At 75.3% G+C, this 25834-nt stretch carries 13 protein-coding genes; 4 read left to right on the top strand and 9 right to left on the bottom strand.

The window, feature by feature from the left end:
- Positions 1 to 90 precede the first annotated feature (90 nt).
- From AB0O82_RS19125 to AB0O82_RS19140, 4 genes are all read right to left on the bottom strand, one after another.
- Positions 91 to 1128, bottom strand: a complete 1038-nt coding sequence (locus AB0O82_RS19125; RefSeq protein WP_363585077.1) for an isocitrate/isopropylmalate family dehydrogenase — start codon at positions 1126 to 1128, stop codon at positions 91 to 93.
- 119 nt (positions 1129 to 1247) lie between these two features.
- Entirely contained in the window at positions 1248 to 1886 is a 639-nt protein-coding gene (gene leuD / locus AB0O82_RS19130) for a 3-isopropylmalate dehydratase small subunit (RefSeq protein ID WP_363585079.1), read from the bottom strand.
- Between the two features lie 109 nt (positions 1887 to 1995).
- Positions 1996 to 3396 carry a 3-isopropylmalate dehydratase large subunit gene (gene leuC / locus AB0O82_RS19135; RefSeq protein WP_363585081.1) on the bottom strand — a complete coding sequence of 467 codons (1401 nt, stop codon included), beginning with the start codon at positions 3394 to 3396 and terminating at the stop codon, positions 1996 to 1998.
- Positions 3396 to 4589, bottom strand: coding sequence for a pyruvate carboxyltransferase (locus AB0O82_RS19140; RefSeq protein WP_363585082.1), 1194 nt, complete (start codon positions 4587 to 4589; stop codon positions 3396 to 3398). Before AB0O82_RS19140 ends, leuC begins: the two co-directional genes overlap by 1 nt.
- A 301-nt stretch (positions 4590 to 4890) precedes the next feature.
- Here AB0O82_RS19140 and AB0O82_RS19145 point away from each other — a divergent pair, with 301 nt between their 5' ends.
- Positions 4891 to 5229: a hydroxyisourate hydrolase gene (locus tag AB0O82_RS19145; protein ID WP_363585084.1), complete on the top strand. Its 339-nt coding sequence runs from the start codon at positions 4891 to 4893 to the stop codon at positions 5227 to 5229.
- Here AB0O82_RS19145 and AB0O82_RS19150 read toward each other — a convergent pair.
- Positions 5226 to 8345 carry a BTAD domain-containing putative transcriptional regulator gene (locus tag AB0O82_RS19150; RefSeq protein ID WP_363585086.1) on the bottom strand — a complete coding sequence of 1040 codons (3120 nt, stop codon included), beginning with the start codon at positions 8343 to 8345 and terminating at the stop codon, positions 5226 to 5228. The genes AB0O82_RS19145 and AB0O82_RS19150 overlap by 4 nt on opposite strands.
- 220 nt (positions 8346 to 8565) lie before the next feature.
- Positions 8566 to 9909 (bottom strand): class II 3-deoxy-7-phosphoheptulonate synthase, encoded by a 1344-nt coding sequence (locus AB0O82_RS19155; protein WP_063351485.1) that lies wholly within the window; start codon positions 9907 to 9909, stop codon positions 8566 to 8568.
- A gap of 195 nt (positions 9910 to 10104) precedes the next feature.
- Here AB0O82_RS19155 and AB0O82_RS19160 point away from each other — a divergent pair, with 195 nt between their 5' ends.
- Genes AB0O82_RS19160 through trpD form a run of 3 tightly spaced genes read left to right on the top strand, consistent with a single transcriptional unit; the run spans position 10105 to position 13279 of the window.
- Positions 10105 to 11604, top strand: coding sequence for an anthranilate synthase component I family protein (locus AB0O82_RS19160; protein ID WP_363585088.1), 1500 nt, complete (start codon positions 10105 to 10107; stop codon positions 11602 to 11604).
- Positions 11601 to 12176: an aminodeoxychorismate/anthranilate synthase component II gene (locus AB0O82_RS19165; RefSeq protein WP_063349726.1), complete on the top strand. Its 576-nt coding sequence runs from the start codon at positions 11601 to 11603 to the stop codon at positions 12174 to 12176. Before AB0O82_RS19160 ends, AB0O82_RS19165 begins: the two co-directional genes overlap by 4 nt.
- Before the next feature lie 41 nt (positions 12177 to 12217).
- Positions 12218 to 13279 (top strand): anthranilate phosphoribosyltransferase, encoded by a 1062-nt coding sequence (gene trpD, locus AB0O82_RS19170; protein WP_363585090.1) that lies wholly within the window; start codon positions 12218 to 12220, stop codon positions 13277 to 13279.
- Between the two features lie 195 nt (positions 13280 to 13474).
- On the opposite strand, the gene ddaH is transcribed toward trpD, so the two are convergent.
- The 3 genes from ddaH to AB0O82_RS19185 all read right to left on the bottom strand — a co-directional run bounded on the left by ddaH (position 13475) and on the right by AB0O82_RS19185 (position 25834).
- On the bottom strand, positions 13475 to 14314 hold the full coding sequence (gene ddaH / locus AB0O82_RS19175; RefSeq protein WP_363585092.1) for a dimethylargininase: 840 nt from the start codon (positions 14312 to 14314) through the stop codon (positions 13475 to 13477).
- 253 nt (positions 14315 to 14567) lie between these two features.
- Positions 14568 to 14792 carry an MbtH family protein gene (locus AB0O82_RS19180; protein ID WP_063349723.1) on the bottom strand — a complete coding sequence of 75 codons (225 nt, stop codon included), beginning with the start codon at positions 14790 to 14792 and terminating at the stop codon, positions 14568 to 14570.
- The gene (locus tag AB0O82_RS19185; protein WP_363585094.1) at positions 14789 to 25834 is read right to left on the bottom strand and encodes an amino acid adenylation domain-containing protein; all 11046 of its coding nucleotides are present in this window, start codon (positions 25832 to 25834) and stop codon (positions 14789 to 14791) included. The genes AB0O82_RS19180 and AB0O82_RS19185 overlap by 4 nt, the downstream gene beginning before the upstream one ends.

A 25834-nucleotide genomic window follows, 5' to 3' on the forward strand; every position in this document is an offset into this window, starting at 1 on the left:
GGGGGGGGGGGGGGGGGGCGCGCGGGGGGGGGGGGGGGGGGGGGGGCCGCGGGGGGGGGGGGGGGGGGGGGGGGGGGCGGCCCCATGCCGTCAGGCCGCCGCGAGGGCCGCCCTGACCGCGGCGCCGACCTGCTCGGTGGTGAGGGAGCCGCCGAGGTCCGGCGTGCAGGCGCCCTCGGCCACGGCCGTGCCGACGGCCAGCTGGATCGCCTTCGCCTCGGCGGCCCAGCCCAGGCGCTCCAGCATCAGCGCGGAGCTGAGGATGGCGCCGAAGGGGTTGCCGATGCCCTGGCCGGCGATGTCGGGCGCGCTGCCGTGCACCGGCTCGTAGAGGCCGAACCCGGTGTCCGGGTTGATGTTGGCCGAGGCCGCGTTGCCCAGGCCGCCGGCCAGCATGGCCGCCAGGTCGCTGAGGATGTCGCCGTACGAGTTGTTGGTGACGATCACGTCGAACTGTGACGGGTCGGAGATCAGCTTCATCGCGGCGGCGTCGACGTAGAGGTGGGTGGAGCTGATGGCGGGGTGCTTCGCGGCGGCCTCGCGGAACACCCGCTGCCACACCTGGCCGCCGTGCCGGACGGCGTTGGACTTGTCGACCATGCAGACGCCGCGCTCGGCGATCGAGTACGCGTACTCCATCACCCGCGAGACGCCCATGTAGGTGCTGACGTCCGCGTCGACGGCCATCTCGTGCACGGTGTTCCCGCGCAGCACACCGCCGATGTCGGTGTAGAGGCCCTCGGTGTTCTCCCGGACGATCACGGCGTCGATGGCGCGGGTCCGGGCGTCGCGCAGCGGGCTCAGCCGCTCCTGGAGCAGGGTGGCCGGGCGGTGGTTGACGTACAGGTCGAGGTCGAAGCGCAGGCGCAGCAGGACGCCGCGGCCGTAGTCCGAGGTCTTCACGCGGGGGTCGCCGATGGCGCCGAAGAGCACCGAGTCGCTCGCCTTGATCCGCTCGAAGTCCTCGTCGGACAGGGAGACCCCGGTCCGCAGGTAGGTGTCGGCGTTGACGTGGTCGAGCACGTCGACCGCGAGGTCCAGGCCCAGCGACTCGATGGTCTCCAGGGCCTCCTTGGTCACCTCGGGGCCGATGCCGTCACCGGGGATGACGGTCACTGTCTTGGTCATGGGTCTCTCACCGTTTCTGGGGTGGGGCCGGCCGGTTGTGGGTCGGGTCGGCCGGGCCGGGGGCGTCGGGCAGGGTCACCGCCGCGCGGCCCTGGGAGCTGCGCCGGGGGGTGCGGTCGTCAGGAGGCCCGGCGCTGCTTCGCGGTGTCCGGGGAGGAGAAGGCGCCGCGGGTGATGCTGGTCATCCAGGCCGGGCGGCCCTGCTCGAAGGCGGCGATCGCGTCGGCCTTGCGCAGGGTGACGTCGATGTCGTCGAGGCCGTTGAGCAGCAGCCAGCGGGCGCGGTGGTCGGCCTCGAACTCCCAGGTCCCGAGGTCGGTGCCGACGGTCAGCTGCTCCAGGTCGACGGTGATCTCGAACTTCGGGTCGGCCTGGGCGCGTTCGGCGAGGTCGGCGACGACGGGCACCGGCAGGGCGACGGCCAGCAGGCCGTTCTTCAGCGCGTTGCGCAGGAAGATGTCGCCGAAGCTGGTGGCGATGACGGCCCGGAAACCCCAGTCGCGCAGGGCCCACACGGCGTGCTCGCGGGAGCTGCCGGTGCCGAAGTTGTGGCCCGCCACCAGGACGCTCGCGTCCTGGTGCTGCGGCTGGTTCAGGACGAACCCGGGCTCCTTGCGCCAGTGCCCGAACAGGGTGTCGGCGTAGCCGGTCTTGGTCAGCCGCTTGCAGAACTCGGCCGGGATGATCTGGTCGGTGTCGACGTCGTCCCGGGACAGGGCCACGGCCTGTCCGGTGTGCGCCGTGAGCGGCTCCCTCATGCCTCTGCCCCCTGCTGGTCGGTCTGGCTGCGGTCGGTCGAACGGGTCGAACAGGCCGGTCGGGTGGAACGGGTCGGGCGGGTCGGGCGGGTGTGCCCGGCGGGCGCGGTCACAGCTCGGTCGGCGCGGCCAGGCGGCCGACCACGGCGGTGGCGGCGGCGACGACGGGCGAGACCAGGTGGGTGCGGGCGTGGGTGCCCTGCCGGCCCTCGTAGTTGCGGTTGGAGGTGGACGCGACCCGCTGGATGCCCTGGAGGCGGTCGGCGTTGATGCCCATGCACATCGAGCAGCCGGAGAGCCGCCACTGCGCGCCCGCGTCGAGGAAGACCTGGTCCAGGCCCTCCTCCTCGGCCTGGGCCCGGACGGCCATCGAGCCGGGGACGACGAGCATGGTGATCCGGTCGGAGACCTTGCGGCCGCGCAGCACGTCGGCCGCGGCCCGCAGGTCCTCGATCCGGCCGTTGGTGCAGGAGCCGAGGAAGACCGTGTTGATCTCGACGTCCCGCAGGGCGACGTCCGGTTCGAGGCCCATGTACTCCAGGGCGCGGCGCGCGGCCTGCTGCTCGGCGGGGGTCGCGAAGGTCTCGGGCGCCGGCACCGCGGCGTCCAGCGGGACGGCCTGGCCGGGGTTGGTGCCCCAGGTGACGAAGGGCTTGAGCCCGGTGACGTCCAGTTCGACCACGCGGTCGAAGGCGGCGCCCTCGTCGGTGCGCAGGGACTGCCAGTAGCGGACGGCCTCGTCCCAGTCGGCCTCAGCGGCCGGGTCCCAGCGCTCGCGCAGGTAGGCGAGCGTGGTGTCGTCGGGGGCGATCAGGCCGGCGCGGGCGCCCGCCTCGATGCTCATGTTGCAGACCGTCATCCGCCCCTCCATGGAGAGGTTCTCGACGGCCTTGCCGCGGTACTCGATCGCGTAGCCGTTGGCGCCGTTGGCGCCGATGTGCGCGATCAGCGCGAGGATCAGGTCCTTCGGCGTGACGTCGGCCGGCGGCTCGCCGACGAACTCGACGGACATCGTCCGGGGGCGCTGGAGCGCCAGCGTCTGGGTGGCGAGCACGTGCTCGACGTCGCTGGTGCCGACGCCGAAGGCGAGCGCCCCGAAGGCGCCGTGCGTGGAGGTGTGGCTGTCACCGCACACCACGGTCATGCCGGGGCGCACGAAGCCCAGTTCGGGCGCCACCACGTGCACGATGCCCTGCCGGTCGTCGCCGAGCGAGAACAGCTCGATCCCCTGCTCCTCGCAGTTCTCGCGCAGGCGCTCCAGCTGGGCGCTGCCCATCGCGTCCTTGACCAGCAGCGTGTTGGTGGGCACGTTGTGGTCCTCGAGGGCGAGCGCGAGGTCGGGCCGGCGGACCCGGCGGCCGGCCAGCTGGAGGCCGTCGAAGGCCTGCGGGGAACTCGCCTCGTGGAGCAGGTGCAGGTCGATGTAGAGCAGGTCGGGCTCGCCCGGTGCCTGGTCGACGACGTGGCTCTGCCAGACCTTCTCGATCAGGTTGCGCTCGGTGCCGCCCATCAGCTGGCCACCGCCATCTCGCTGGTGCGCTCCAGGCGCTCGGCGATGATCTCGCGCAGCTCGCCCAGTTCGATGCAGGTGCCGTCGGCGCGGCCCGCGATGTAGGTCTCGTAGATCTCGTCGAGCAGGTCGCGCTCGGCGCCGATTCCCATCTGGTCGAACAGGTTGCGGACCACATTGCGCCCGGAGTGCCGGCCGATGAGAATTCCGCGCTCCCGGCCGAAGCTGTGCGGCTCGACGTATTCGTAGGTCACCGGATTGCGCAGCATTCCGGCCTGGTGGATTCCGGCCTGGGTGGCGAAGGCGTTCTCCCCGAATATCGCCTTGTTGCGCGGCGTCGACATTCCGATGATCCGGGCCAGCAGCTGGTAGGCCTCGTAGAACTTCTCGGTGCGCAGCCGGCTGGTCAGGCCGAGCTGCTCGCCCTTGTAGAGCAGTACCGCCGCCAGTTCCTCCAGCGGGGTGTTGCCCGCGCGCTCGCCGATGCCGGCGATGGTGGCCTGCACCTCGTCCGCGCCCGCCTCGACGCCGGCCAGGGCGTTGGCGAGGGAGAGCCCGAGGTCCTGGTGGCAGTGGGTGGACAGGATGATGTGGTCCGGGATCCAGGAGCGGACCCGCGCCACCTGGGCGCCGAACTCGGCCGGGATCAGGCAGCCGGTGGTGTCGGCGAGCGCCACCGTGCCTGCGCCCTCCTCGATGCCGGCCTCGATCATCGGGCGCAGCAGGTCGTCGCTGCCCCGGCTCGCGTCCTCGATGCCGAGCGTGATGTCGGTGAAGCCCAGCTCGCGGGCGAACCGGATGCTGTCGATGATCTCGTGCAGGCCCTCGGCCCGGGTGAGGCCGCGCTTGTGCTCCAGGTGGACGTCGCTGCCGGTGGCCATGATCTGGACCTGGTGGCGCTCGACGCCGCCGGCCTCGGCGGCCAGCTCGATGTCCGCGCGGACGGCCCGGTTGAGAGTCGCCACCTTGGCGGTGGTGAGCGCGCCCGCGATCAGTCTGGTCGCCTCGAAGTCACGCGGTGAGGAGCTGGGGAAGCCGGCCTCGATGGTGTCCACGCCGGTCGCCTCGATGGCGAGGGCCAGCTCCAGTTTCTGGTCGGGGTTCATCGCGTTGCCCGGGGCCTGTTCGCCGTCGCGCAGTGTCGAGTCGAATACCCGGAGCCGCCGTGCGGTGGGGACGGATTTCGGAGACATGGATTTTCCGCCTCTTTCGGGAACGCCGCCGGACGGGCGACCGGACGGGAGGTCGCGGTGTGCGGCGGCGGAGGATTGTGGCTGGCAGCGGTGACTTTACTGGTCCGGAATCACTGCCCGTCAAGACTTTTCGAACAAATAATCATTCGATGGCGGGCCGATAGCGGGACCCCTGACAATAGGCTTGACGCGCCCTTTTCCCAATGCATCGTGTACTGAGGCAAGGAGTGGTTTTCATGCGAGATATCCCGTCCGAGGAACGTCCGCCGGCCCGGTTACCGCGCCCGGGGCGGGTGGGCTGATGGCGAGGGTCATCGTCGAAGCGCTGGACAGCGTCCACGGGCGCACCGCCGTCGGCCTCGACGCGAGACTGGAGTCGCTGGTCGACAACGAGTGGGTGCCGGTGGTCGAGCGCAGAACGGACGCGAGCGGCCGGATCGAGGAGTGGGGCGGGACGGACGGCGGGCGCGGCCTCTACCGGCTGGTGTTCGACGTCGACCGGTACTTCAGCGGGCTCGGCCTGTTCACCGTGCACCCCGAGGTGGCGGCCACCTTCCGGGTCTCCGACGGCGAGTCGGGGCACCGGGTGAGCCTCACCCTCTCGCTGAACCACTACGCGGTGGCCTTCATCGCCGACTAGGAAGGTGGACCCGGGCCTGCGGGGGGCTCCGGGTCGCCGGCGGCCAGCCGGGCGGAGCGCAGCAGGTCGAGCGTGCGGGCCTCCTCGGCGGGGGTCCGCATGAGGCGGAACACCAGCCGGGCCCGCCGCAGGTGCTGGACCGCCAGGTCGGCCTCCCCGGTGCCGAGCGCCAACTCACCGAGGGTGACGAGGATCCGGCCCATGATCAGCCGCTCGTTGGAGCCCTCCGCGAGGAGCAGGGCGCGGTGCAGGGCGTGGGCGGCCTCGCCGCTCTCGCCGAGCCGGTGGCGGGCCGCCCCGATGCCGTGCAGGGCGTAGATCTCGCCGGTGTGGTCGCCGATCAGCCGGACGACGTCGAGGGCGCGGGAGAAGGCCTCCAGGGCCCGGTCGTAGCCGCCGCGTTCCAGGTGGCTCTGGCCCATCCGGTGCAGCACCTGGGCCTCGACCCGCCGGCCGCGGCCCTCCCGGCTCAGCCGCAACGCCTCGTCGAGGAGCTCTCCGGCGCCCTCCTCGTCGCCCTCGCCCAGTTTGAGCTGGGCCAGGTTGTGCAGCACGTAGGCGACGGCGACGGAGCCGCCGCTCGCCCGCAGGACGGTGAGGGCGGCCTGGTAGTGGGCGGTCGCCTCGTCGATCCGGCCGTCCACCCGGGCGAGGTAGCCGAGGCCGCGGGCGGTGAGGGCGGAGCCGAGGTCGTCGCCGAGGTCGGTGAAGATCCCGGCGGCCTGGCGGAAGCGCTCCTCGGCGGCGGCGAAGTTCTGCCGGGTCAGCGCGAGCGAGCCGAGGGAGTGCAGTGCGGCGGCCTGGCCGAGCCGGTCGCCACCCTTGCGGGCGGCCGCGAGGGCGAGTTCGTGGGTGTCGCGCCAGTCGTCGAGCCGGCCGTGGGTCTCCAGGAACGTCACGGCGGTGACGGCGAGTTCCCAGCAGTGCGCGGTGAGGCCCATCATGGCCGCCTGTCTGACCCGGGGCACGAGCATGGGCCGCTCCCGGGCGAACCACCGCAGCGGCTCGGCCAGCAGCCGGTCCACCGTCCGGGCGGGCAGCGGGTGCAGGGCGGTGCCGCGGCCGCGGATCAGCACGTCGCGGCCGTACTCGCGCTGCCTCGCCTCGATCAGCAGGTAGAGGAAGCAGCCGATCACCCGGGCCAGTGCGGACTCCCGCTCCTCGACGCTCTCCTCGTCGACGAGGCGTTCGCGCGCGAAGACCCGGACCAGGTTGTGCAGCCGGTACTGGGTGTGGCGTCCGGGCGCGGTGCCGACGGCGTCCAGCAGCTGGGCGTCGGAGAGTTCGTCGATCAGGTCCTGGACCTGGTACTCGGGCAGGTCGAGCAGCGCCATGCCGACCCAGGTGGAGAACGGCCCCTCGTCGATCAGGGCGATCCGCCGCAGCAGCCGGCGGGCGTCCTCGCTGACGCTCTCGTAGGTGAGCGAGAGGCCGGCCCTGATGCCGACGTCGGCGTACTTGAGCTCGTCGAGCCGGCGGGTCCCGTCCTCCAGCCGCTCCACCAGTTCGGTGATCTCCCAGTGCGGCCGGGCGGCGAGCCGGGCGCCGGCGATGCGCAGCGCCAGCGGCAGGTGGTCGCAGAGTTCGGCCAGCGCCTTCGCCGCCTCCGGTTCGGCCGCCACCCGCGCGGGGCCGGCGATCCGGCCGAGCAGTTCCGCGGACTGGTCGGGGTCGAAGGTGTCGACGTCCACCCGGACGGCTCCGGCGAGGCTGCCGATGTGCCGCCGGCTGGTGACGATCACGGCCGAGGTGGGCTTGCCCGGCAGCAGCGGGGTGATCTGGCTCTCGGTGGCGACGTTGTCGAGGACGATCAGCACCCGGCGCTCGGCGAGCAGGGCCCGGTACATCTCGGCCCGCTCCTCCAGCCCGTCGGGGATGGCGGTGCCGTTGACGCCGAGGGCGCGCAGGAAGCGCTCCAGCACCTGGGCCGGGCCGACGGTGTCGGGGGCCCCGGCGTGCAGGTCGGCGAAGAGCTGCCCGCCGGGGAACTCGGCGGCGATCTGGTGGGCCGCGTGGACAGCCACGGCGGTCTTGCCGACCCCGGCCTTGCCGACGACGGAGACGATCGGGACGGCGAGCCGGGACTGGTCGTGGGAGGAGAGCAGCAGCCGTTCGCGCAGGCCGGCGAGCAGGTGCTCGCGGCCGGTGAAGTCGGCGAGGTCGGCGGGGAGCATCTCCGGGACGGTGACGGGGGCGGCGGTGGCCACGGGCGGCGCGGCGGCGGACTCGGCGGCCGGGGTGGCGTGGGCGGCGGCCGGACGGCCGTCGGGCAGGTCGAGCCGGGGGTCGCCGGCGAGGATGGAGAGTTCGAGCCGCTGAAGCCGGGGGTCGGGTTCGACACCGAGTTCGTCGATCATCCACTGACGGGTGTCGCGGTAGACCTGGAGCGCCTCGGTCTGGCGCCCGGAGCGGTAGAGCGCCAGCATCAGCTGGCCGCGCAGCCGCTCCCGTAACGGGAACTCGTCGACCAGGCCGATGAGTTCGCCGACGGCCGCGCCGTGCCGGCCGAGTGCGAGTTCGAGCTGGACGCACTCCTCGGTGGCGCCGACCCACTGCTCGGTGAGCTGGCCGGCGGCGGACCGGAGCGCCTCGCTGGGCAGGCCGCCGAGGGGGTCGCCGCGCCACAGTCCGAGCGCCTGCCGGAAGAGGGCGGCGGCCTCCGCCTTGCGGTCGCGGTCCTCCGCCGTCCGGTCGCGGTCCGCCGCCTTCCGGTCGCGCAGCGCCCGCGCCTTCCCGACCAGGTCGCGGGCCTGGAGCAGGTCGAGCTGGGCGTCCGCCGCCTTCACCATGTAGCCCTGCGGGTGGGTGGTGATGACGTCGGAGAGGCCGTGCACGGCGAACAGCCGGCGCAGGGCGGAGACGCTGATCTGCAACTGCGCGCGGGCGGTGGCCGGCGGGGCCTCCTCGTAGAGGGCGCGGACCAGGCGGTCCACGCTGACCACCCGGTTGACGTCGAGGAGCAGCGCGGCGAGCACCGTCTGCTGCCGGATCCCGCCGAGGTTCAGCGGCCTGGCGTCGACGAGCGCTTCGAGCGGGCCGAGAATGCGGTACTCGACCCGGGGCACGGGTGAGGAACTGCCGTCGTGGCGTATGCCGGAACCAGGTCGGTACCCCACCGTTTCCACTCCCCCCAGAGGAATAGGCGCAGGATCGCAAGGCACTCTAAGGACGGCCCGGTCAATGGGTCAACGATATTCAGTTCTCCCCAAAAGACGCCGCCTGACGGACTGCGATCGGCGTCCGCGCCCCCGGGTGACCGACGGGGAATCGGCGCGGAAAAGCCGGTTGGCCGGATCGGCGCGCACCGATCCGGCCAACCGCGGCCCGGGGCGGTTCTCAGGCCTTCATCAGCTCCGCCACCCGGAAGGCGAGGTCGAGGGACTGGCGGTGGTTCAGCCGTGGGTCGCAGGCCGTCTCGTAGCGCTGGTGCAGGTCCTCGGCGCGGACCTGGTCGCCGCCGCCGAGGCACTCCGTGACGTCGTCGCCGGTGAGTTCGACGTGGATGCCGCCGGCGTGCGTGCCCAGCTCCCGGTGCACCTCGAAGAAGCCGGCGACCTCGCCCAGGATGTCGTCGAAGCGGCGGGTCTTGCGGCCGTCGTCGGTCTGGACGGTGTTGCCGTGCATCGGGTCGCAGATCCAGGCGACCCGGGCGCCCTCCGCCGTGACCTTCTCCACCAGCGGCGGCAGCAGTTCGCGCACCCGGCCCGCGCCCATCCGCACCACGAAGGTCAGCCGGCCGGGCCGGCGGTCGGGGTCGAGGCGGTCGACGTAGCCGAGGACCTCGTCCGCGGTGGTCGTGGGGCCGAGCTTGACGGCGATCGGGTTGTGGATCCCGGCGAAGTACGCAATGTGCGCGTCGTCCAGGCCCCTGGTCCGCTCGCCGACCCAGAGCAGGTGCCCGCTGGTGGCGTAGTGCGCCCCGGTGCGCGGGTCGGTGCGGGTGAGGGGCTGCTCGTAGTCCAGCAGCAGTCCCTCGTGGCTGGCGAAGAACTCGGCCTCCAGCAGCCCGGCCGGGTCGCAGCCGCAGGCTTGCAGGAAGCGCAGTGCGCGGTCCACGCCGTCGGCCAGTTCCTCGTAGCGGCGGGCCTCGGCGGAGTCCTCCAGGAAGCCGCGGTTCCACTGGTGGGCCTGGTAGAGGGAGGCGCTGCCGCCGGCCGCGAAGCCGCGGACCAGGTTGAGGGTGACCGCCGACGCCTCGTACATCCGCCGCAGCCGCGCCGGGTCCGGGCGGCGGGCCGCCTCGGTGAACTCCGGGCCGTTGACCGCGTCGCCCCGGTAGGAGGGCAGGCTGAGGCCGTCGCGGGTCTCGTCCGGCTGGGAGCGGGGCTTGGCGTACTGCCCGGCCAGCCGGCCGATCTTCACGACCGGGACGCCGCTCGCGTAGGTCAGGACCACCGCCATCTGCAACAGGGTGCGCAGCTTGGCGGTGACCGCGTCCGCGGTGAGCCCGCCGAAGGTCTCGGCGCAGTCGCCGCCCTGGAGGACGAAGGCCTCGCCGGCGGCGACGGCGGCCATCCGGTCGGTCAGCCGGTCGCACTCCTCGGCGAGGACCAGGGGCGGGGCGGCCGACAGGTCGGCGACCACCTCGCGCAGCGCCGCCTGGTCCGGCCACTGCGGTTGCTGGGCCGCCGGCAGGGAACGCCAGGCGGCAGGTGCTCCGGTCTGCGGAATTCGATTCATCACGGCCCTCGGATGGGAACGGAAATCGCTGGCCCGCTCATTGCAGCCCGGCCGCGGAAAGAAGGTCAAGCGTCCGCGAATTGGCCTGCTCCCGCACCGGAGAACTGGTCTGACCGCCTTCCGGGACGAACGGATTGACTGGAGGCCATTGGTTCACCGGCCGTACCCAGCCGGCCATTCATGATGAGGATTCCGATGCCAGACGCGCCATCGCACCCTCCGTTCGCCGTCCGGCTCGGCACCGAGCCGCTGCCGCCGCACGACCCGCTGGAGCTGTACACGCGGCTGGGCGACCGGCTCGGCGCGGAGCAGGTGTACCTGCTGGAGAGCCTGACCGAGTCCGGCCGGCAGGGCGGGCCCGCGGTGCTCGGCTGCGGCCCGCTCGCCGAGATCCGGCTGTACGGCTCGTACCTGGAGATCGACGGGATCGCGGAGCTCGCCCCGGTGCTGCGGGCGACCGCCGAGGCGGCGGGCCTCACCCCCGCCGCGGACGCCCCCGCGCGGCTGGAGGCCCCCGAGCCGGCCCGCGTCTGGGAGTTCCTGCGGCGCGCGCAGGGCCTGTTCGGCCTGGAGCCGGGCCTGCCCGGCGACCGCTTCCACTTCGGCTTCCTGGCCCGGTTCGGCTACGACGCGGCCTGGCACATGGAGGACCTGCCCGCCCGGGCGCTGCCGCCGGCCCGCCCGGACGCCGTGCTGACGCTGTTCCGCGACAGCGTGCACTACGGCACCGACGGCGCGCCGGTCCTGCGGACCGCCGACAGCCCGGCCTTCGGCGAGCACGGCCGCCACGACCTCGCGGGCGCGGCCCGGGAAGCGGCCGGGCAGGAGCCGCAGGCCGCGTGCCCGCCGGCCGTCCGCCCGCAGTCCGTGCACGACAGCGTGGACCGCGACACCTTCCACGGCTGGGTCCGGCGCTGCCTGGAGCACATCGGGGTCGGCGACATCTACCAGATCCAGGTCGGCCACCGGATCGACGTCCGCACCGCGCTGACGCCGGTCGAGGTCTACCGGCGGCTGCGCTCGCGCAACCCCTCCCCGCACATGTACCTGCTCCCGAACGGCGAGGGCACGCTGATCGGCGCCAGCCCCGAGCTGCTGTTCCGGATCGAGGACGGCCGGATCGTGATGCGCCCGATCGCCGGCACCACCCGTCGCGACCAGGACGAGGAGGAGAACGAGCGGCGGATCAAGGCCCTGCTGGCGAGCACCAAGGAGCAGGCCGAGCACGTCATGCTGGTCGACCTCTCCCGCAACGACATCAGCCGGGTCTGCAAGCCGCACACCCTGACGGCCGACGACCTGATGGTGGTGGAGACCTTCTCGCACGTCTTCCACCTGGTGTCCACGGTCAGCGCCGAGTTGGAGGAGGACGCCGACGTGTGGCGGTCGCTGTGCGCGACCTTCCCGGCCGGCACCATGACCGGCGCGCCGAAGCTGCGCGCCATGGAGATCATCCACGAGATCGAGCGGGAGCCGCGCGGAGCCTACGCCGGTGCCGTCGGCCTGATCGACGTCGGCGGCTGGAGCGAACTGGCGCTGTGCATCCGCACGATCGCGCACGACGGCGCGGTGTACTCCGTGCAGAGTTCCGCGGGGATCGTCGCCGACTCGACCCCCGAGGGCGAGTGGAACGAGACGTTGGCGAAGCTGGGCGCCGCCTACTGGGCGCTGACGGGTGAGGAGTTGACGGCGTGAAGGTTCTGCTGGTGGACGCGCGGGACAGCTTCGTCCACATCATCGACCAGTACCTGCGGGCGCTCGGCGCGGACACCGAGGTGGTCCGCTCGCACACCCGCACCCCCGAGCAGCTGGCCGCGACCGCGCCCGACGCGGTCGTGCTCGGCCCCGGCCCCGGGCACCCGGCGGCCTCCGGCCACGTCGAGCTCGTCCACCACTTCGCCGGGAAGGTCCCGCTGCTCGGCGTGTGCCTGGGCCACCAGGCGATCGGCCTGGCGTTCGGCGGGCGGGTCCAGGTCGCCGACCGGCTGATGCACGGGCGCACCAGCACCGTGACGCACGACGGGCGCGGCCTGTTCGCCGGCCTCGGCAACAGCCTCACCGCGACCAGGTACCACTCCCTGATCGTCACCCAGCCGCTGCCCGAGGACCTCGAACTCACCGCGACCGCCGACGACGACGGCTACGTCATGGGCATGCGGCACCGCAGCCTGCCCATCGAGTCGGTGCAGTTCCACCCCGAGAGCATCACCACCACCGGCGGCATGCAGCTGCTGGAGAACTTCCTCGCGGTCGGCGCCGGGCGCTGACCGCACGCACATCGGAACCGACGAGCGGAAATGGGTGACCAGTGACAGGGAATGGTGAATCGCGCAGCTGGCCGCAGCTGCTCACGGCGCTGATCGGCGGGACGGACCTGAGCACCGCCGACACCGCCTGGGCGATGGACCGGGTGATGCGCGGCGAGGCGGCACCGGCGCAGCTGGCCGGGTTCCTGGTGGCGCTGCGGGCCAAGGGCGAGACCGCCGAGGAGGTCGACGGGCTGGTCCGGGCCGCGCGCGAGCACACGGTGCGGGTCGACGTGCCGGGGCCGACACTGGACATCGTCGGCACCGGCGGGGACGGCGCGAAGACCGTGAACGTGTCCACCATGGCCGCGATCGTGGCGGCGGCCGCCGGGGCCCGGGTGGTCAAGCACGGCAACCGTTCGGCCTCCTCCGCCTCCGGCTCGGCGGACGTGCTGGAGCGGCTCGGCATCGCGCTGGAGCTCTCGGCCGAGGAGGTGGCCCGCTCGGTGCGCGAGGTCGGGATCGGCTTCTGCTTCGCCCCGGCCTTCCACCCGGCGTTCCGCCACGCGGCCGTCGCCCGCAAGGAGTTGGGCGTGCCGACGGCGTTCAACGCGCTGGGCCCGCTGACCAACCCGGCCTCGCCCACGGCCATGGCGGTCGGCGTCGCCGATCCCCGGCTGGGCCCGCTGATCGCCGCCGTGTTCGCCCGCCAGGGCGTGGACGCGCTGGTCTTCCGGGGCGACGACGGCCTCGACGAACTGTCCGTCTCCACCACCTCGACGGTCTGGACGGCGACCACCGGCCGGTTCGTGCAGGAGCGGCTCGACCCGCGCGAGCTCGGGATCGCGACGGCGGCCCCGGACGCGCTGCGCGGCGGCGACGCGGCCCACAACGCGGGCGTGGTCCACGCCGTCCTGGACGGCGAGCAGGGCCCCGTCCGTGACGCCGTCCTGCTGTCCGCGGCGGCCGGCCTGGCGGCGCTGACGCCCTCCGAGCGGCCGGTCGTCGAGCGGCTGGCGGCCGTGCTGCCCCGGGCCGCCGAGGCGGTCGACTCGGGCGCGGCGGCCGCCCTGCTGAAGCGCTGGGCCGAGAGCGGGCCGCCGCGCGCGGGGCGGCCGGACTGAGCCGCCACCGGGCCGCCGTCGTCGGGCGGCGGCACCGGGGCGCGACGCCGACGGGCCGCGCGGACCTCCTCGGGGGGAGGCCCGCGCGGCCCGTCGCGTTGGTACGGGGTGGTCGCACGGCCCGCGTCCGCCCCGTTCGTCCGCCCCCGGCGTCACGGAGGCGGGCGAAGGGGCGGACGGGCGGACGGGCAGCGGTCAGGCGCGGTGGCGCAGCTCCAGCGTGCAGCACTTGACGCTGCCGCCGCCCTTGAGCAGCTCGGACAGGTCGACGCCGATCGGCTCGAAGCCGCGCTCCCGCAGCTTGTCGGCGAGGCCGGTGGCCGCCTCCGGCAGGAACACGTGCAGGCCGTCGCTGACCGCGTTGAGGCCGAACACGGCGGCGTCGCCGGCGTCGGCCAGCACCGCGTCCGGGAACAGCCGGCGCAGCACCTCGCGGCTGCCCGCGGAGAAGGCCTCCGGGTTGTACATGATCTCGTCGCCGTCCAGGACGGCCAGCGCGGTGTCCAGGTGGTAGTAGCGCGGGTCGATCAGCTCCAGGCCGATCACCGGGCGCCCGAAGAACTCCTGGGCCTCGGCGTGGCCGGCCGGCGTGCTGCGGAAGCCCCGCCCGGCGAGCACGTACTCGGCGGTGACCAGGAAGTCGCCCTCGCCCTCGTTGACGTGCTCCGGGTCGTGCAGCTCGGGGTAGCCGTTGGCGCGGAACCACTCCAGGTAGGCGGGGCCCTCGGCGGCGCGTTCGGCGTTGCGGAAGCGGGCGCCGAGCACCTTGCCGTCCACCACGGTGGCGCCGTTGGCGGCGTAGACCATGTCGGGCAGGCCCGGGATCGGGTCGATCAGGTCGACCCGGTGGCCGAGCTCCTGGTAGAGCGCGTACAGCCGCTCCCACTGCGCCACGGCGAGCCCGGTGTCGACCGGCTTCGCCGGGTCCATCCACGGGTTGATCGCGTAGGTGACCTCGAAGTGGCTGGGGCGGCACATCAGGTAGTGCCGGGGCCGGGCCGTGCGCTCGGCGGGGCGCGGGGTGACAGCGTTCATCGGTGACTCCTCGTGAGGGCTTCGGACAACGGGCGGTGCCGCTGCGGTCCGGACGGGCGGCAATCGGGTGCCTGCGGGGCTCCGGGGCCGGCTCGCCGGCGGCGCGGCCGGGCGTGGGGGAAACCCAGGCGCGCCGCACTCGTTCCTGCGGGCCGGCCCCGCGCCCGTCTCTGACATGCTGTCAGTTCACTTGCGGGGGACGGAAGATCCTTAAGCCAGGGCGGAACAGCCCTGATGGACCGGCCGATCGCGCTCAGTCGACGCGGGCGTCCATCGCCTCGGCCAGGCTGCGCGGACGCAGGTCGGTCCAGTTCTTCTCGACGTAGTCCAGGCAGGCCTGCCGGGATTCCTCGCCGAACACGCTGCGCCAACCGGCGGGCACGTCGACGAAGGCGGGCCAGAGCGCGTGCTGGTTCTCCTCGTTCGCCAGGACCAGGAACGCGCCCTGCTCGTCGTCGAAGGGGTTGGTGCTGCTCATCGAGCCCTCACTTCATGGTTGTGGTCGTGCACGTGGGCAAGGTCGTTCAACTCGTCGGCCGGCTCGTCGTCGAGCTCGCCGTTGAGCTCGACGTTGAGCTCGACGTTGACCTCGACGTTGACCTCGTCGTTCGACTCGTTGTTCAACTCGTCACAGAACTCGGTGACCCGCCGTCGGAAGGCGGCCACCACCCGCCGGGCGGTCGGCTCGTCGCAGCCGTCCAGCGCGTGTACCAGGGCGCACTCCAGCCCGCCGGGTGCGCCGTCCGCGGTCCGCCGCTCCACCAGTTGGAGCAGCAGGTCGACGGCGGTGCGGGCCACCGGGACGGGCCGCTCGGCGACCGTCACGGCGTCGGCCCACCGCCCGCCGTCGGCCGGTTCGGCCCGCACCAGATGGGAGAGCGCCACCCCGAACAGCGGCTGGCGGCCCGCCTGCCGGGCCGGGTTGACCAGTTCCACCACCCGGTCGAACGGCAGGTCCTGATGGGTGTGGGCGGCCAGCAGCCGCTCCCGGACCCGCCCGACCAGGGTGCGGGCCGTCGGGGCGCCGGAGGTGTCGACCCGCAGCACCACGGTGTTGACCAGGCAGCCGACCACGCCGTCCAGCACCTCGTCGTCCCGGCCGGCCAGCGGCACCCCGATCGGGAGGTCGTGCCCCGCGCCGAGGTCGCCCAGCGCGGCGGCGAACGCCGCCTGCACTACCATCCCGGTGCCGGCCGAACAGGCCCGGGCGGCGGCGGCCAGCCGGCGGTGCTCCCGCAGGTCCAGGGCGAAGCGGACGGTGCCGGCCGCGCCCGGCCCGGCGCCCGGGGCGCCGGTGGCGTCCGGCAGGCCCCGCCACGGCGGCAGGGCGGCCAACGCGCCCTTCCAGTAGGCGGCCTGCCGGGCGGCCGGGCTCTCCGGGCGGTCCTCGTCGCCGAGCCGCCGCCGCAGCCACAGGGCGTGGTCGGCGTACTGGACGGCGGGCGACGGCCAGCGCGGCGCCCCGCCGGCCGCCCGGGCCCGGTAGGCGGACCGCAGGTCGGCCAGCAGCGGTTCGAGCGCGTGCCCGTCCACCGTCGCGTGGTGCAGCACCAGCAGCAGGGTGTGCCGGTCGGGGCCGCTGCGCAGCAGGGCGGTGCGCAGCGGCGGTTCGGTCAACAGGTCGAAGCCGCGGTCGAGTTCGGCGGCGATCCAGGCGTCCAGCCGCTCCGGCGGGACGTCGAGGAAGCGGGGCGCGGCGGACGGGACGGCGGCGAGGAAGGCCTCGGCGAGGTCGGCGTCGGCGGGCGGGGCATCGGCGGGCGCGAGGATGCGCTGCTCGGGGCCGTCCGGGCCGTACGGCAGGACGGTCCGCAGGGCCTCGTGCCGAGCCACCAGGTCGCCGAGGGCGGCCCGCAGCGCGGCGGGGTCGAGCCCGCCGGTGAGGTCGAGGGCCAGGGTGGTGAGGTAGTCCGGGCGGTGCTCGCCCAGGTAGTTGGCCGTCCACAGGCGCAGTTGGGCGGGGGCGAGCGGCAGCCGGTCGGGCCGGGCCGTCCGGTCGCCGAGCGCCGGGGCGCTGCCGCCGGTGCCGTCGGTACGGGCGGTGCGGTCGAGCCGGTGGTCCAGCCCGGCCACCGTGGGCGCGTCGAACAGCTCGCCGAGCGGCACGTCGACCCCCAGGGTGGACCGGATCCGCCCGGCCAGCCGCATCGCGGCGATCGAGTTGCCGCCGAGCGCGAAGAAGTCGTCCTCCGGCGCGACCGCCGGCACCCGCAGCACCTCCGCGAACAGCGCCGCCAGGACCTCCCGGCGGGGCGAGCGGGTCGGCCCCGGGGCCGACCGCTGCGGCGGGCCCAGGGCGGTCGTGTCGACCTTGCCGTTGGCGTCCAGCGGCAGCGCGTCGACCGGGACGAGCACGGCGGGCACCAGGTGGCGCGGCAGCCGCCCGGCGAGCCGGCGGCGCAGTTCGCCGGCGGCCACCGGCCGGTCGGCGACCACGTACCCGACCAGCGAGCGGCCCGCCGGGCCCGCCCCGTGCGGCACCACCCGGGCGGCGGTGACCTCCGGCTCGGCGCACAGCGCGGCCTCGATCTCGCCCGGCTCGATCCGGAACCCGTTGATCTTCACCTGCCGGTCCGCGCGCCCCAGGAAGTGCAGCCGGCCCTCGGTGTCCCACCGGCCCAGGTCCCCGGTGCGGTACAGCCGGCCGCCCGGCGGGCCGTACGGGTCGGCGACGAAGCGCTCGGCCGTCCGGGCCGGGGCGCCGTGGTAGCCCGCGGCCAGGCCCTCGCCGCCCAGGTGGATCTCGCCGGGGACGCCCGGCGGCACCGGGCGCAGCGCGGCGTCCAGCAGCAGCACCCTCGTCCCCGCGAGCGGGCGGCCGATCGGGACGGCCTCGCCCTCGCGGACCGGGCCCGCCGGGACTTCGTGGCCCAGGGCGAAGGTCGTGCTCTCCACCGGCCCGTACAGGTCCAGCAGCCGCTGCCCGGGCGCGGCACGCCGGGCCCGGGCGAGCGCCGCCGGGGGGACGACGTCGCCGCCGGTGCAGATCAGGCGCAACCGGGCCAGGGCCGCCGGGATCTGCTCGGTCAGCAGGTCGAACAGGCCCGCCGTCAGCCAGGCCGCGGTGGCACCGCCGCGCTCGACGGCCCGGGCGTAGTCCGCCGGGGTCAGCTCTCCCGGCGGGGCCACCACCACCTGACGGCCGGTCAGCAGCGGCATGAGCAGCTCGTACACCATGGCGTCCCAGGCGTGCGGCGAGTGGAACAGCACCCGGTCGTGGTCGGGGCCGTGCCACAGCGGGTCGTCGGCCAGGGCGAGGATGTTGCGGTGGGTGACCGCCACGCCCTTGGGGCGGCCGGTCGAGCCCGAGGTGTACAGCAACTGGGCGACCTGCCCGGGCGGCACCTCCACGCCGGGGTTGCCCGCGCTCCCGCCCGCCCGCCGGACCGCCGCCAACACCTCGGCGTCCAGCAGCAGTTCGGCGCCCGCCTCGGCGGCGAGCGCGCGCAGCCGCTCGGCCGGGAACCCCGGGTGCAGCGGGACGCAGACGGCGCCGAGCTTGGCCAGCGCCAGCATCGCCACCGGCACCTCCGGGCAACGCGGCAGCCGCACGGCGACCCGGGTGCCGGGCCGCACCCCGAGGCCGGCCAGGTGGTGGGCCAGCCGGTTGGCGTCGGCGTTGAGCGCGCCGTACGTGGTGGTGGCGGTACCCGTGGCGTTCGCGGTGGCGCCGTCGACGTGTCGCAGGGCGATCCGGTCCGGGTGGTCGGCCGCCAGCCGCTCGAACCGCGCGCCCACCGACACCGGTTCGGCGTCGGCCGCCGGGCCGGTGCCCCAGGCCCGCAGCCCTGCCCGCTGGACGGGCGGCAGCAGGTCGACCCGGCCGGTGGTCAGCGCGTCCGCGCCAGAGCCGGCCAGGGCGGCGCAGGCGGCCGTCAGCAAGGTGCGCAGCCGGTCCGCGTCGAGGTACCGGTCCAGTTCGGCGGGCCGCAGCTGGAGCCGCACGTCCAGGCCGCCCCGGCGCGGCAGCACCACCAGCGAGAGCGGGTAGTGGGTGCCGTCGAACGGTTCGACGGCACCGATCCGCAGGCCCGGCGCGGGCTCGACGAACCCGGCCTCGTCCAGCGGGTAGTTCTCGAACACCAGTGAGCTGTCGAAGAGCCGCCCGGCACCGGCGGCCTCCTCCACCTCGGTGAGGCCCAGGTGCTCGTGGTCCAGCAACGCGGTGCGCTCCCGCTGGAGCCGGGCGGCGAGCTCGCGCAGCGGCTCGCCCGGGTGCAGCCGGGCCCGGACCGGCACGGTGTTGATCAGCAGGCCCACGAGCCGGTCCGCCTCCGGCAGTTCGGCCGGGCGCTGGGCGACGGTGGTGCCGAACAGGACGTCGTCGCGGCCGGTGAGGTGGGAGAGCACCAGCGCCCACGCCGTCGTCACCAGGGAGCCGAGGGTCACCTCCCACTGCGCGGCGCGCGCCCGCAGCCCGGCGGTGAGCCCGGCGGGCAGGGTGAAGACGCTCGTCGACGGGCCGTCGTCGGCGCCCTCGCCGCCGGCCGGCGCGGGCCGGCCGACCCGGGTGGGCTCGGCCCCGGCGAGGGCGACGCGCCAGGCGCCGCGCGCGGCCGCGTCGTCGCGCCCGGCCAGCCAGTCGAGGTAGCGGCGGTAGGACGGCGCCGGGGGCAGGTCGACGCCCTGGTGCAGCGCGAGCAGCTCGCGCAGCACGATCGGCACCGACCAGCCGTCCAGCAGCAGGTGGTGGTGGGTGAAGACGAGCCGCCACCGGTCGGCGGCCAGCCGCAGCAGGGTGAACCGGATCAGCGGCGGGGTGTCGACCGAGAACGGCCGGCGGTCCTCCGCCACGAGCCGCCGGGCGTCGGCGGACTGCTCCCCCTCCGCCCGCCCGGTGAGGTCCACGGTGCGCCAGGGCAGCGTCACCTCGACCGGCACGACCTGCCGCGGCGGGCCGGACTCGCCGCTGGTGAAGGCCCCGGCGAGCTGCGGATGGCGCGCGAGCAGCCGCCGGGCGGCGTCCTGGAGCCGCTCCGGGTCGATCGCGCCGGTGAGGTCGAGGACGAGCTGCACGAGGTACGGGTCGCGGCGGCCGTCGTGGGCGGCGTAGCGGGAGTGGAACAGCAGTCCGGCCTGGAGCGGCGTGGCGGGCAGCAGGACGGCGGCCTCGGCGGGCGCTTCGACGGGCGCCTCGGCGGGCGCTTCGGGCTGGGCGGCGGCTGCGGGCCCCCCGGCCCGGGGCGGGCCGACGGACGACAGGGTAGTGAGGGCCTGCTCCCAGCGGGCGGCGAGTTCGGCCACCGCGTCGGCGGCCAGCACGCCGGCCGGCCAGGCCCATTCGACCCGCAGCCGCGGGCCGTCCGGGCCGGTCTCCACGAAGGCGTCGACCGAGAGGGTGTGGGCGAGCGGCAGGGTGGGGTCGGCCTCGCCCCGCAGGGTGCCGGGGACGGGCTGCCAGGGGCCGCGTCGGGTGGTGTCGAAGCGGCCCAGGTAGTTGAAGGCGATCGGGGCCGGGCGGTGGGGCAGCGTGCCGGACCGCTGGAGCAGCCCGTACGTCAGGCCCCGGTGGGGGGTGGCGCGCAGGCGCCGCCGCGCGGCCGCGACGGCGCGGGCCAGTTCGTCGGCGGGGGCGAGGTCGTCGACGCGGGCTGGGTCGTCAGCGCGGGCCGCTCCCCCGGTGTCGGGTCCGGCCGGGCCGGTGTCCAGCAGGACGGGGTGGATGACCGTGAACCAGCCCAGCGTCCGGGAGAGGTCGAGGCCGTCGAGGGCCGCGAGTTCCGGGTCGCGGCCGTGGCCCTCGACGTCCACCAGGAGCGGGCCGTCGGCGCCGCGGGCGCGCCAGCCGCGCAGGGCGGCGGCGAGCGCACCGAGGAGGATCTCCGGTACGGCGGCGCCGAGTCGGTCGGGCAGGTCGGTCAGCAGGGCGGCGGTCGGGCCGCCGCCCAGGGTGGTGCGCAGGGTCGCGGCCCCGGCCACGGTGTCCCGGGTGCGGTCCAGCGGCCGGGTACCGATGGTCCCGGTGCCGGCGGTCAGCAGGCCGTGCCAGTGGTCGCGGTCGGCGGCGACCGCCGGGTCGGCCTCGGCGGCCCGCAGCGCGCGGGCCCAGTCGGCGGCCGTGACGGGGACGGCGGCGAGGTCGGCCGGGTGGCCGTCGGCGGCGGCCCGGTGGGCCCGGGCGAGGTCGTCGAGCAGGATCCGCCAGGAGACGCCGTCGACGGCGAGGTGGTGGATCACCATCAGCAGCAGGCCGCCCTGGTCGCCGTCGAACCAGACCGCCCGCAGCAGTTCGCCCCGGTAGGGGTCGAGGCGGCGGCGGGCGTCGTGCCGCTGTTCCGCGACGAGTTCCAGCAGAGCGGGCGCCGGGTCGCGGCCGGGGGCGGTGGCCAGGCCCTCGCGGGCGAGGTCGATCCGGTGCAGCAGCGGGGCCGCCGGGACGGTCCCGGCGGACCGGATCTCGAAGGCGAGCGGCTCGCCCGGGGCCCCGGTCAGGCGGGTCCGCAGCGCGTCGTGGTGGTCGACGAGCTGCTGGAGGGCGGCGCTCAGGGTGTGTTCGGTGGCGCCGGGCGGCACCTCGCACAGCAGGGACTGGGCGTAGCCGTGGATCGGTCCGCCGCGGGCCGCCAGCCAGTCCGCGATCGGGGTGGGCGGCAGCACCCCGCCCGGGGGCGCGGGCACCGCCGGGCGGGCGGCCGGGGCACGGACACCGTCCGGGACGACGGCCGCGGCGGCCGCGAGGGCGCGCGGGGTCTGGTGGGTGAACACGTCCTTCGGCGTGATCAGCACGCCCGCCGACCGGGCCCGGGTGGCCAGTTGGATCGCCAGGATGCTGTCCCCGCCGAGCCGGAAGAACCCCTCCGACGGCCCGGGCCGCGACCGGCCGAGGACGCTGCCGAACAGGGTCCGCAACTGCTCCTCGGCGGGCGAGCCGCCCTCCGGGCGGGTGACAGGCTGCGGGCGGGCGGCGACGGACGCCGGGAGCGGGCGGCCGGCCGGGCCCGGGGTGTCGGACAGGTCGAGGGTGCCGGGCAGGTCGAGGCTGCCGGGCAGGTCGAGGGGGCCAAGGGTGTCGACGGGTGCCGCCGGGTCGGCCAGGGCGGCCGCCAGCAGGCGGCCGAGGCCCTGCGCCAGGCGGTCGGCGGTCTCGGGACGGAAGTGGCCGGTGCTGTACTCCAGGACGCCGCGCACCGTGCCGTCCGGCTGTTCGGCGAACTCGAAGAGCAGCGGGAACTTGGCCATCACCCGCTCGAATCGGTGCGGTGCGCCGGACAGTCCGGGCAGGGTGAGCGCGGGTCGGCGTCCGCCGTGCAGGGTGATCATCACCTGGAACAGCGGGTGGCGGCCGAGTTCCCGGTCGGGTGCGAGGGCGTCCACCACCCGGTCGAAGGGCGCCTGGTCGTGGGCGAAGGCGGTGAGGTCGGCGTGCCGGACGCGGTCGACGAGCTCCGCGAAGCCCGGGCGGCCCGAGAGGTCGGTGCGCAGGGCGAGCGGCTGGGCGAAGTAGCCGACCAGGTCGTCCAGGGCCGGGTCGGCGCGGCCGGCGGTGACCGTGCCGAGGACGAGGTCGGTGCCCGCTCCGGAGCGGGCCAGCAGGCAGGCGACGGCCGCGTGCAGCACCATGAACAGGGTGGCTCCCCGGCCGGCCGCCAATTCGGCCGCTGCGGCGACCAGTTCGGCGTCCCACTGGAACTCGGCGGCGGCCCCGCGCAGGGCCGCGCCGGGCGGCGGCTCATGGTCCACCGGCAGCGCGGTGCGCTCCGGCGCGCCGTGCAAGGTCTGACGCCAGTGCGCCAGTTCGGTGGCCAGCGGGCTGTCGGGCTCGTCGGCCGGGCCGAGTTCCCGACCCTGCCAGAGAGTGAAGTCGGCGTACTGGAGCGGCAGTCGGGGCCACTCGGGGGCCCGGCCGCGGGCCCGGGCGGCGTAGCCGACGGCGAGGTCGCGGGTCAGCGGGCCCAGCGACTGCTCGTCGGCGGTGATGTGGTGCAGGACGATCAGCAGCAGGTGGGTGCCGGGCCCGGCGGTGAACACCACCAGCCGCCAGGGCAGGCCCTGTTCGAGGTCGAAGGGCCGGTGGACCTCCTCGTGCACCGCCGCGTCCAGGCCGGCGGGGTCCAGGTGCCGGACGGTCAGCGGGAGGGGCGGGTCGTCGAGGATCCGCTGGTACGGCTGCCCGTCGGTGGCCGGGAACACGGTGCGCAGGCTCTCGTGCCGCTGCTGGACGTCGCCGGCGGCGGCCCGTAGCGCGGCCAGGTCGAGCGGCCCGGTCAGCCGGGCGGCGAGCGGGATGTGGTAGGTCGACGCCTGCTCGCCGAGCCGGTGCAGGAACCACAGGCCGCGCTGGGCGTGGGAGAGCGGGATGCGCTCCGGCCGGGGACCGGCCTGCGGGCGCTGCGGGAGTTCCCGGCCGGCCGCCGCCTCCCCCCTGCGGGCGGCGCCACGGGCGCCGATCCGGGCGGCCAGGCCGGCCACGGTGGGGGCCGCGAAGACGTCCCGGATGGTCAGTCCGGCGGACAGCTCGGCGGGCAGCTCGGCCCGGGCACGGACCACCAGCCGGTTCGCCGAGAGGGAGTCGCCGCCGAGGGCGAAGAAGCTCTCGTCCGCGCCGAAGCCCTCGGCCCCGAGGAGTTCGCCGAACAGCCGGTGCAGCCGGGTCTCGTGCTCGCCGCTGGGCGCCCGGCCCCGGCCGTCCGCCGCCCTGGCCTCCAGGGCCCGCAGCCGGTGCTCGTCGAGCTTGCCGTTGGCGGTCAGCGGGAAGGCCTCGACGGCGACGAAGGCCGCGGGCACCAGGTGGTCCGGGAGCGACGCGCGGGCGTGGTCGGCGGCCGCGCGGACGGCCTCCTCGGTGCCGAGCAGGTAGGCGGTCAGCGCCTTGTGCCCGGGCTCCCGTTCGGTGGCGAGGACGGCGGCGCCGGAGATGCCGGGCAGCGCGGCGAGCACGGCCTCGATCTCCCCCGGCTCGATGCGGTAGCCGCGGATCTTCACCTGCCGGTCGGTGCGGCCGAGGTGTTCGAGTTCGCCGTCGGGGCGGCGGCGGGCGCGGTCCCCGCTGCGGTACATCCGGCTGCCGGGCGGGCCGTACGGGTCGGCGGTGAAGCGGGCGGCGGTCAGCGCGGGGCGGCCGAGGTAGCCGCGGGCGAGGCCGGGGCCGGCCACGTACAGCTCGCCGGGCAGGCCGTCGGGCACCGGCCGCAGGGCGGCGTCCAGCAGGTACGCCCGCAGGTCGGGCAGCGGGCGGCCGATGGTGGCGGCGCCCGAGGCCACGGCGGCGGCGTCGAGGTCGCCGGCCGTGACGTGCACGGTGGTCTCGGTGATGCCGTACATGTTGACGAGCCGGGGCGCGTCCTGCGGGTGCCGCAGGTACCAGTCCGCGAGCCGCCAGGGTTCGAGCTGCTCACCGCCGAAGATGACGTACCGCAGGGCGAGCCGGGCGCTCGGGCCGGGGTGGGCGGCGTCGGCGGCGGCCAGCTGGGTGAACGCCGAGGGGGTCTGGTTGAGCACCGTGACGCGCTCGTCGGCGAGCAGGCGCAGGAACTCCTCGGGCGAGCGGGCGGTGTCCCGGGGGACGACGACCAGGCGGCCGCCGTGCAGCAGGGCTCCCCACAGCTCCCAGACCGAGAAGTCGAAGGCGTAGGAGTGGAACAGGGTCCAGGTGTCGTCCGGTCCGAAGCCGAACCGGTCGGCGGTGGTGGCGAGCAGCCGGGTGACGTTGCGGTGGGTGACCAGGACGCCCTTGGGGCGGCCGGTGGAACCGGAGGTGTGGATGACGTAGGCGACACCGTCCGGGCCGGGGCGCTGCGGCCGCGTCCGGTCGGCGGGCTCGTCCGCGCCGTCGACGGGCAGGGTCTCGACGCCGTCGGGCAGCGCCGCCCGGGCGGAGTCGTCCGTCACCACGAGCCGGGGCGCGGCGTCCTCGATGGTCGCGCGCAGCCGCTCGACCGGGTAGTCCGGATCCAGCGGCAGGTAGCCGGCGCCGGCCTTCTGGACGCCGAGCAGCGCGACCACCAGGTCCGGCGAGCGGGGCAGGGCGACGCCCACCAGGTCGCCGCGGCGCACGCCCCGGGCGGCGAGCCGGCGGGCCAACCGGTCGGCGCGCAGGTCGAGTTCGCGGTAGGTGAGGACGGTTTCCCCCAGCACCACGGCCGGTGCCCGCGGGCGGGTGGCGGCCTGCTGCTCGAACAGCGAGACCAGGGTGTCGCCGTCCTGGCCGGTCCGGTCCGGTGCCGGCGCGGGGGCGGGCCGCGGCGCGGGCAGGGCGACGGCGCTGCCGGTGCGCAGCCGGCCGACCGGGAGCCCCTCGGGGGCTTCGGCCAGCGCCGTCACGAGGTCGAGCACCCGGTCCAGGTGGGCCCGGACGGTGTCCTCGGGGTAGTCGCCGACCGCGTCGGCGAACACCGGCAGGGTGGCGCGGCCGTTGTCGTAGACGCCGAGCGCGAAGTCCTCGGGCAGGCCCGGCGAGACCTCGTGCACGGTGGCCGGGATCCCGCCGAACCGCAGGCCCAGGTCGAGCGGCAGCAGGTTCAGGGTGGGGCCGATCAGCGGCCGGTCGCCCCGGGCGGCGGCGGTGTCGCGGAGCAGGTCCTCGAAGCGGTACCGCTGGCGGCGCAGCGCGGCCCGGACCCGGTCCGCCGTGGCCGCCACCAGGCCGCCGACGGTGGCGGCCGGGTCGACGGCGAGCCGCAGCGGGACGACGTTCGCCGTCATGCCGAGGGCCCGCCGGGCCAGCGCGGCGTCCCGGCCGCGGACGCCGAGGCCGATCACCGCCGTGCCCTCGCCGGTGTCGGCGTGCAGCGCGACGGCGAGCGCCGCCGGGAACAGCGCCGTCCAGCCCGCGCCGACGCGCTCGCGGACAGCGGCCCAGCGTTCGGCGGACAGCTCCGCCCGGACGGCGACCGGCGGGCGCGGGCCCGAGCCGGTCGGGGCGCTGCGCCCGCCCGCGAGGCGGGGCGGGTCGCCGAGGCCGGCCGACTCCTCGGCCCAGAACGCGGCGTCGGTGCGGAACCGGGCGGAGGCGCGGTAGGCGGCGTCGTCGTCCAGCAGGGCCTGGAGCGGGTCGTGCACGCCGGTGGAGGGCGGCTCGCCCGCGTGCAGCGCCGTGTACTCGGCCGCCACCCGGCGCATCAGCCCGGCCCCGCCCACGCCGTCGCACAGGATGTGGTGGATCCGGAGGTACCAGAGGTACTCGGCCTCGCCGGTCCGCAGCAGGAAGTGGTCGAAGGGCGGGCGGGCGGTCAGGTCGTAGGGGTGGGCGAGTTCGGCGGCGAGGAAGGCGCGGGCGGCGGCGGCCGGGTCTTCGTGGTGGCGCAGGTCCTGCCGGTGCAGCGGCCAGTCGGCGGCGTCCTCGATGATCTGGACGGCGCCGTCGGCGGTCGGCTCGAAGCGCGCCCGCAGGCTCTCGCTGCCGGCCACCACGCCCCGCAGCGCGCGTTCGAACAGCTCCTCGTCGATCGCGCCGTGGAACTGGACGTACTGGCCGGCGGTGAACCGCCGCCGGGTGGGGTCGGCCTCGTGGCCGAACCAGATTCCCGACTGCGGGGCCGTGAGCGGCCGTCGTCGGGCGGGCGTGGCGGGCGTGGCGGACAT

Origin of the sequence: Kitasatospora sp. NPDC088264 (assembly GCF_040685715.1) — a bacterium.
Lineage (GTDB): Bacteria > Actinomycetota > Actinomycetes > Streptomycetales > Streptomycetaceae > Kitasatospora.

Coding starts and splice junctions, on each gene's coding strand:
- leuC (WP_363585081.1), bottom strand. CDS start 3,396: ATGGGCGGCACCGAGCGCAACCTGATCGAGAAGGTCTGGCAGAGCCAC.
- AB0O82_RS19125 (WP_363585077.1), bottom strand. CDS start 1,128: ATGACCAAGACAGTGACCGTCATCCCCGGTGACGGCATCGGCCCCGAG.
- ddaH (WP_363585092.1), bottom strand. CDS start 14,314: ATGAACGCTGTCACCCCGCGCCCCGCCGAGCGCACGGCCCGGCCCCGG.
- AB0O82_RS19155 (WP_063351485.1), bottom strand. CDS start 9,909: ATGAATCGAATTCCGCAGACCGGAGCACCTGCCGCCTGGCGTTCCCTG.
- AB0O82_RS19185 (WP_363585094.1), bottom strand. CDS start 25,834: ATGTCCGCCACGCCCGCCACGCCCGCCCGACGACGGCCGCTCACGGCC.
- AB0O82_RS19180 (WP_063349723.1), bottom strand. CDS start 14,792: ATGAGCAGCACCAACCCCTTCGACGACGAGCAGGGCGCGTTCCTGGTC.
- leuD (WP_363585079.1), bottom strand. CDS start 1,886: ATGAGGGAGCCGCTCACGGCGCACACCGGACAGGCCGTGGCCCTGTCC.
- AB0O82_RS19160 (WP_363585088.1), top strand. CDS start 10,105: ATGCCAGACGCGCCATCGCACCCTCCGTTCGCCGTCCGGCTCGGCACC.
- AB0O82_RS19145 (WP_363585084.1), top strand. CDS start 4,891: ATGGCGAGGGTCATCGTCGAAGCGCTGGACAGCGTCCACGGGCGCACC.
- AB0O82_RS19140 (WP_363585082.1), bottom strand. CDS start 4,589: ATGTCTCCGAAATCCGTCCCCACCGCACGGCGGCTCCGGGTATTCGAC.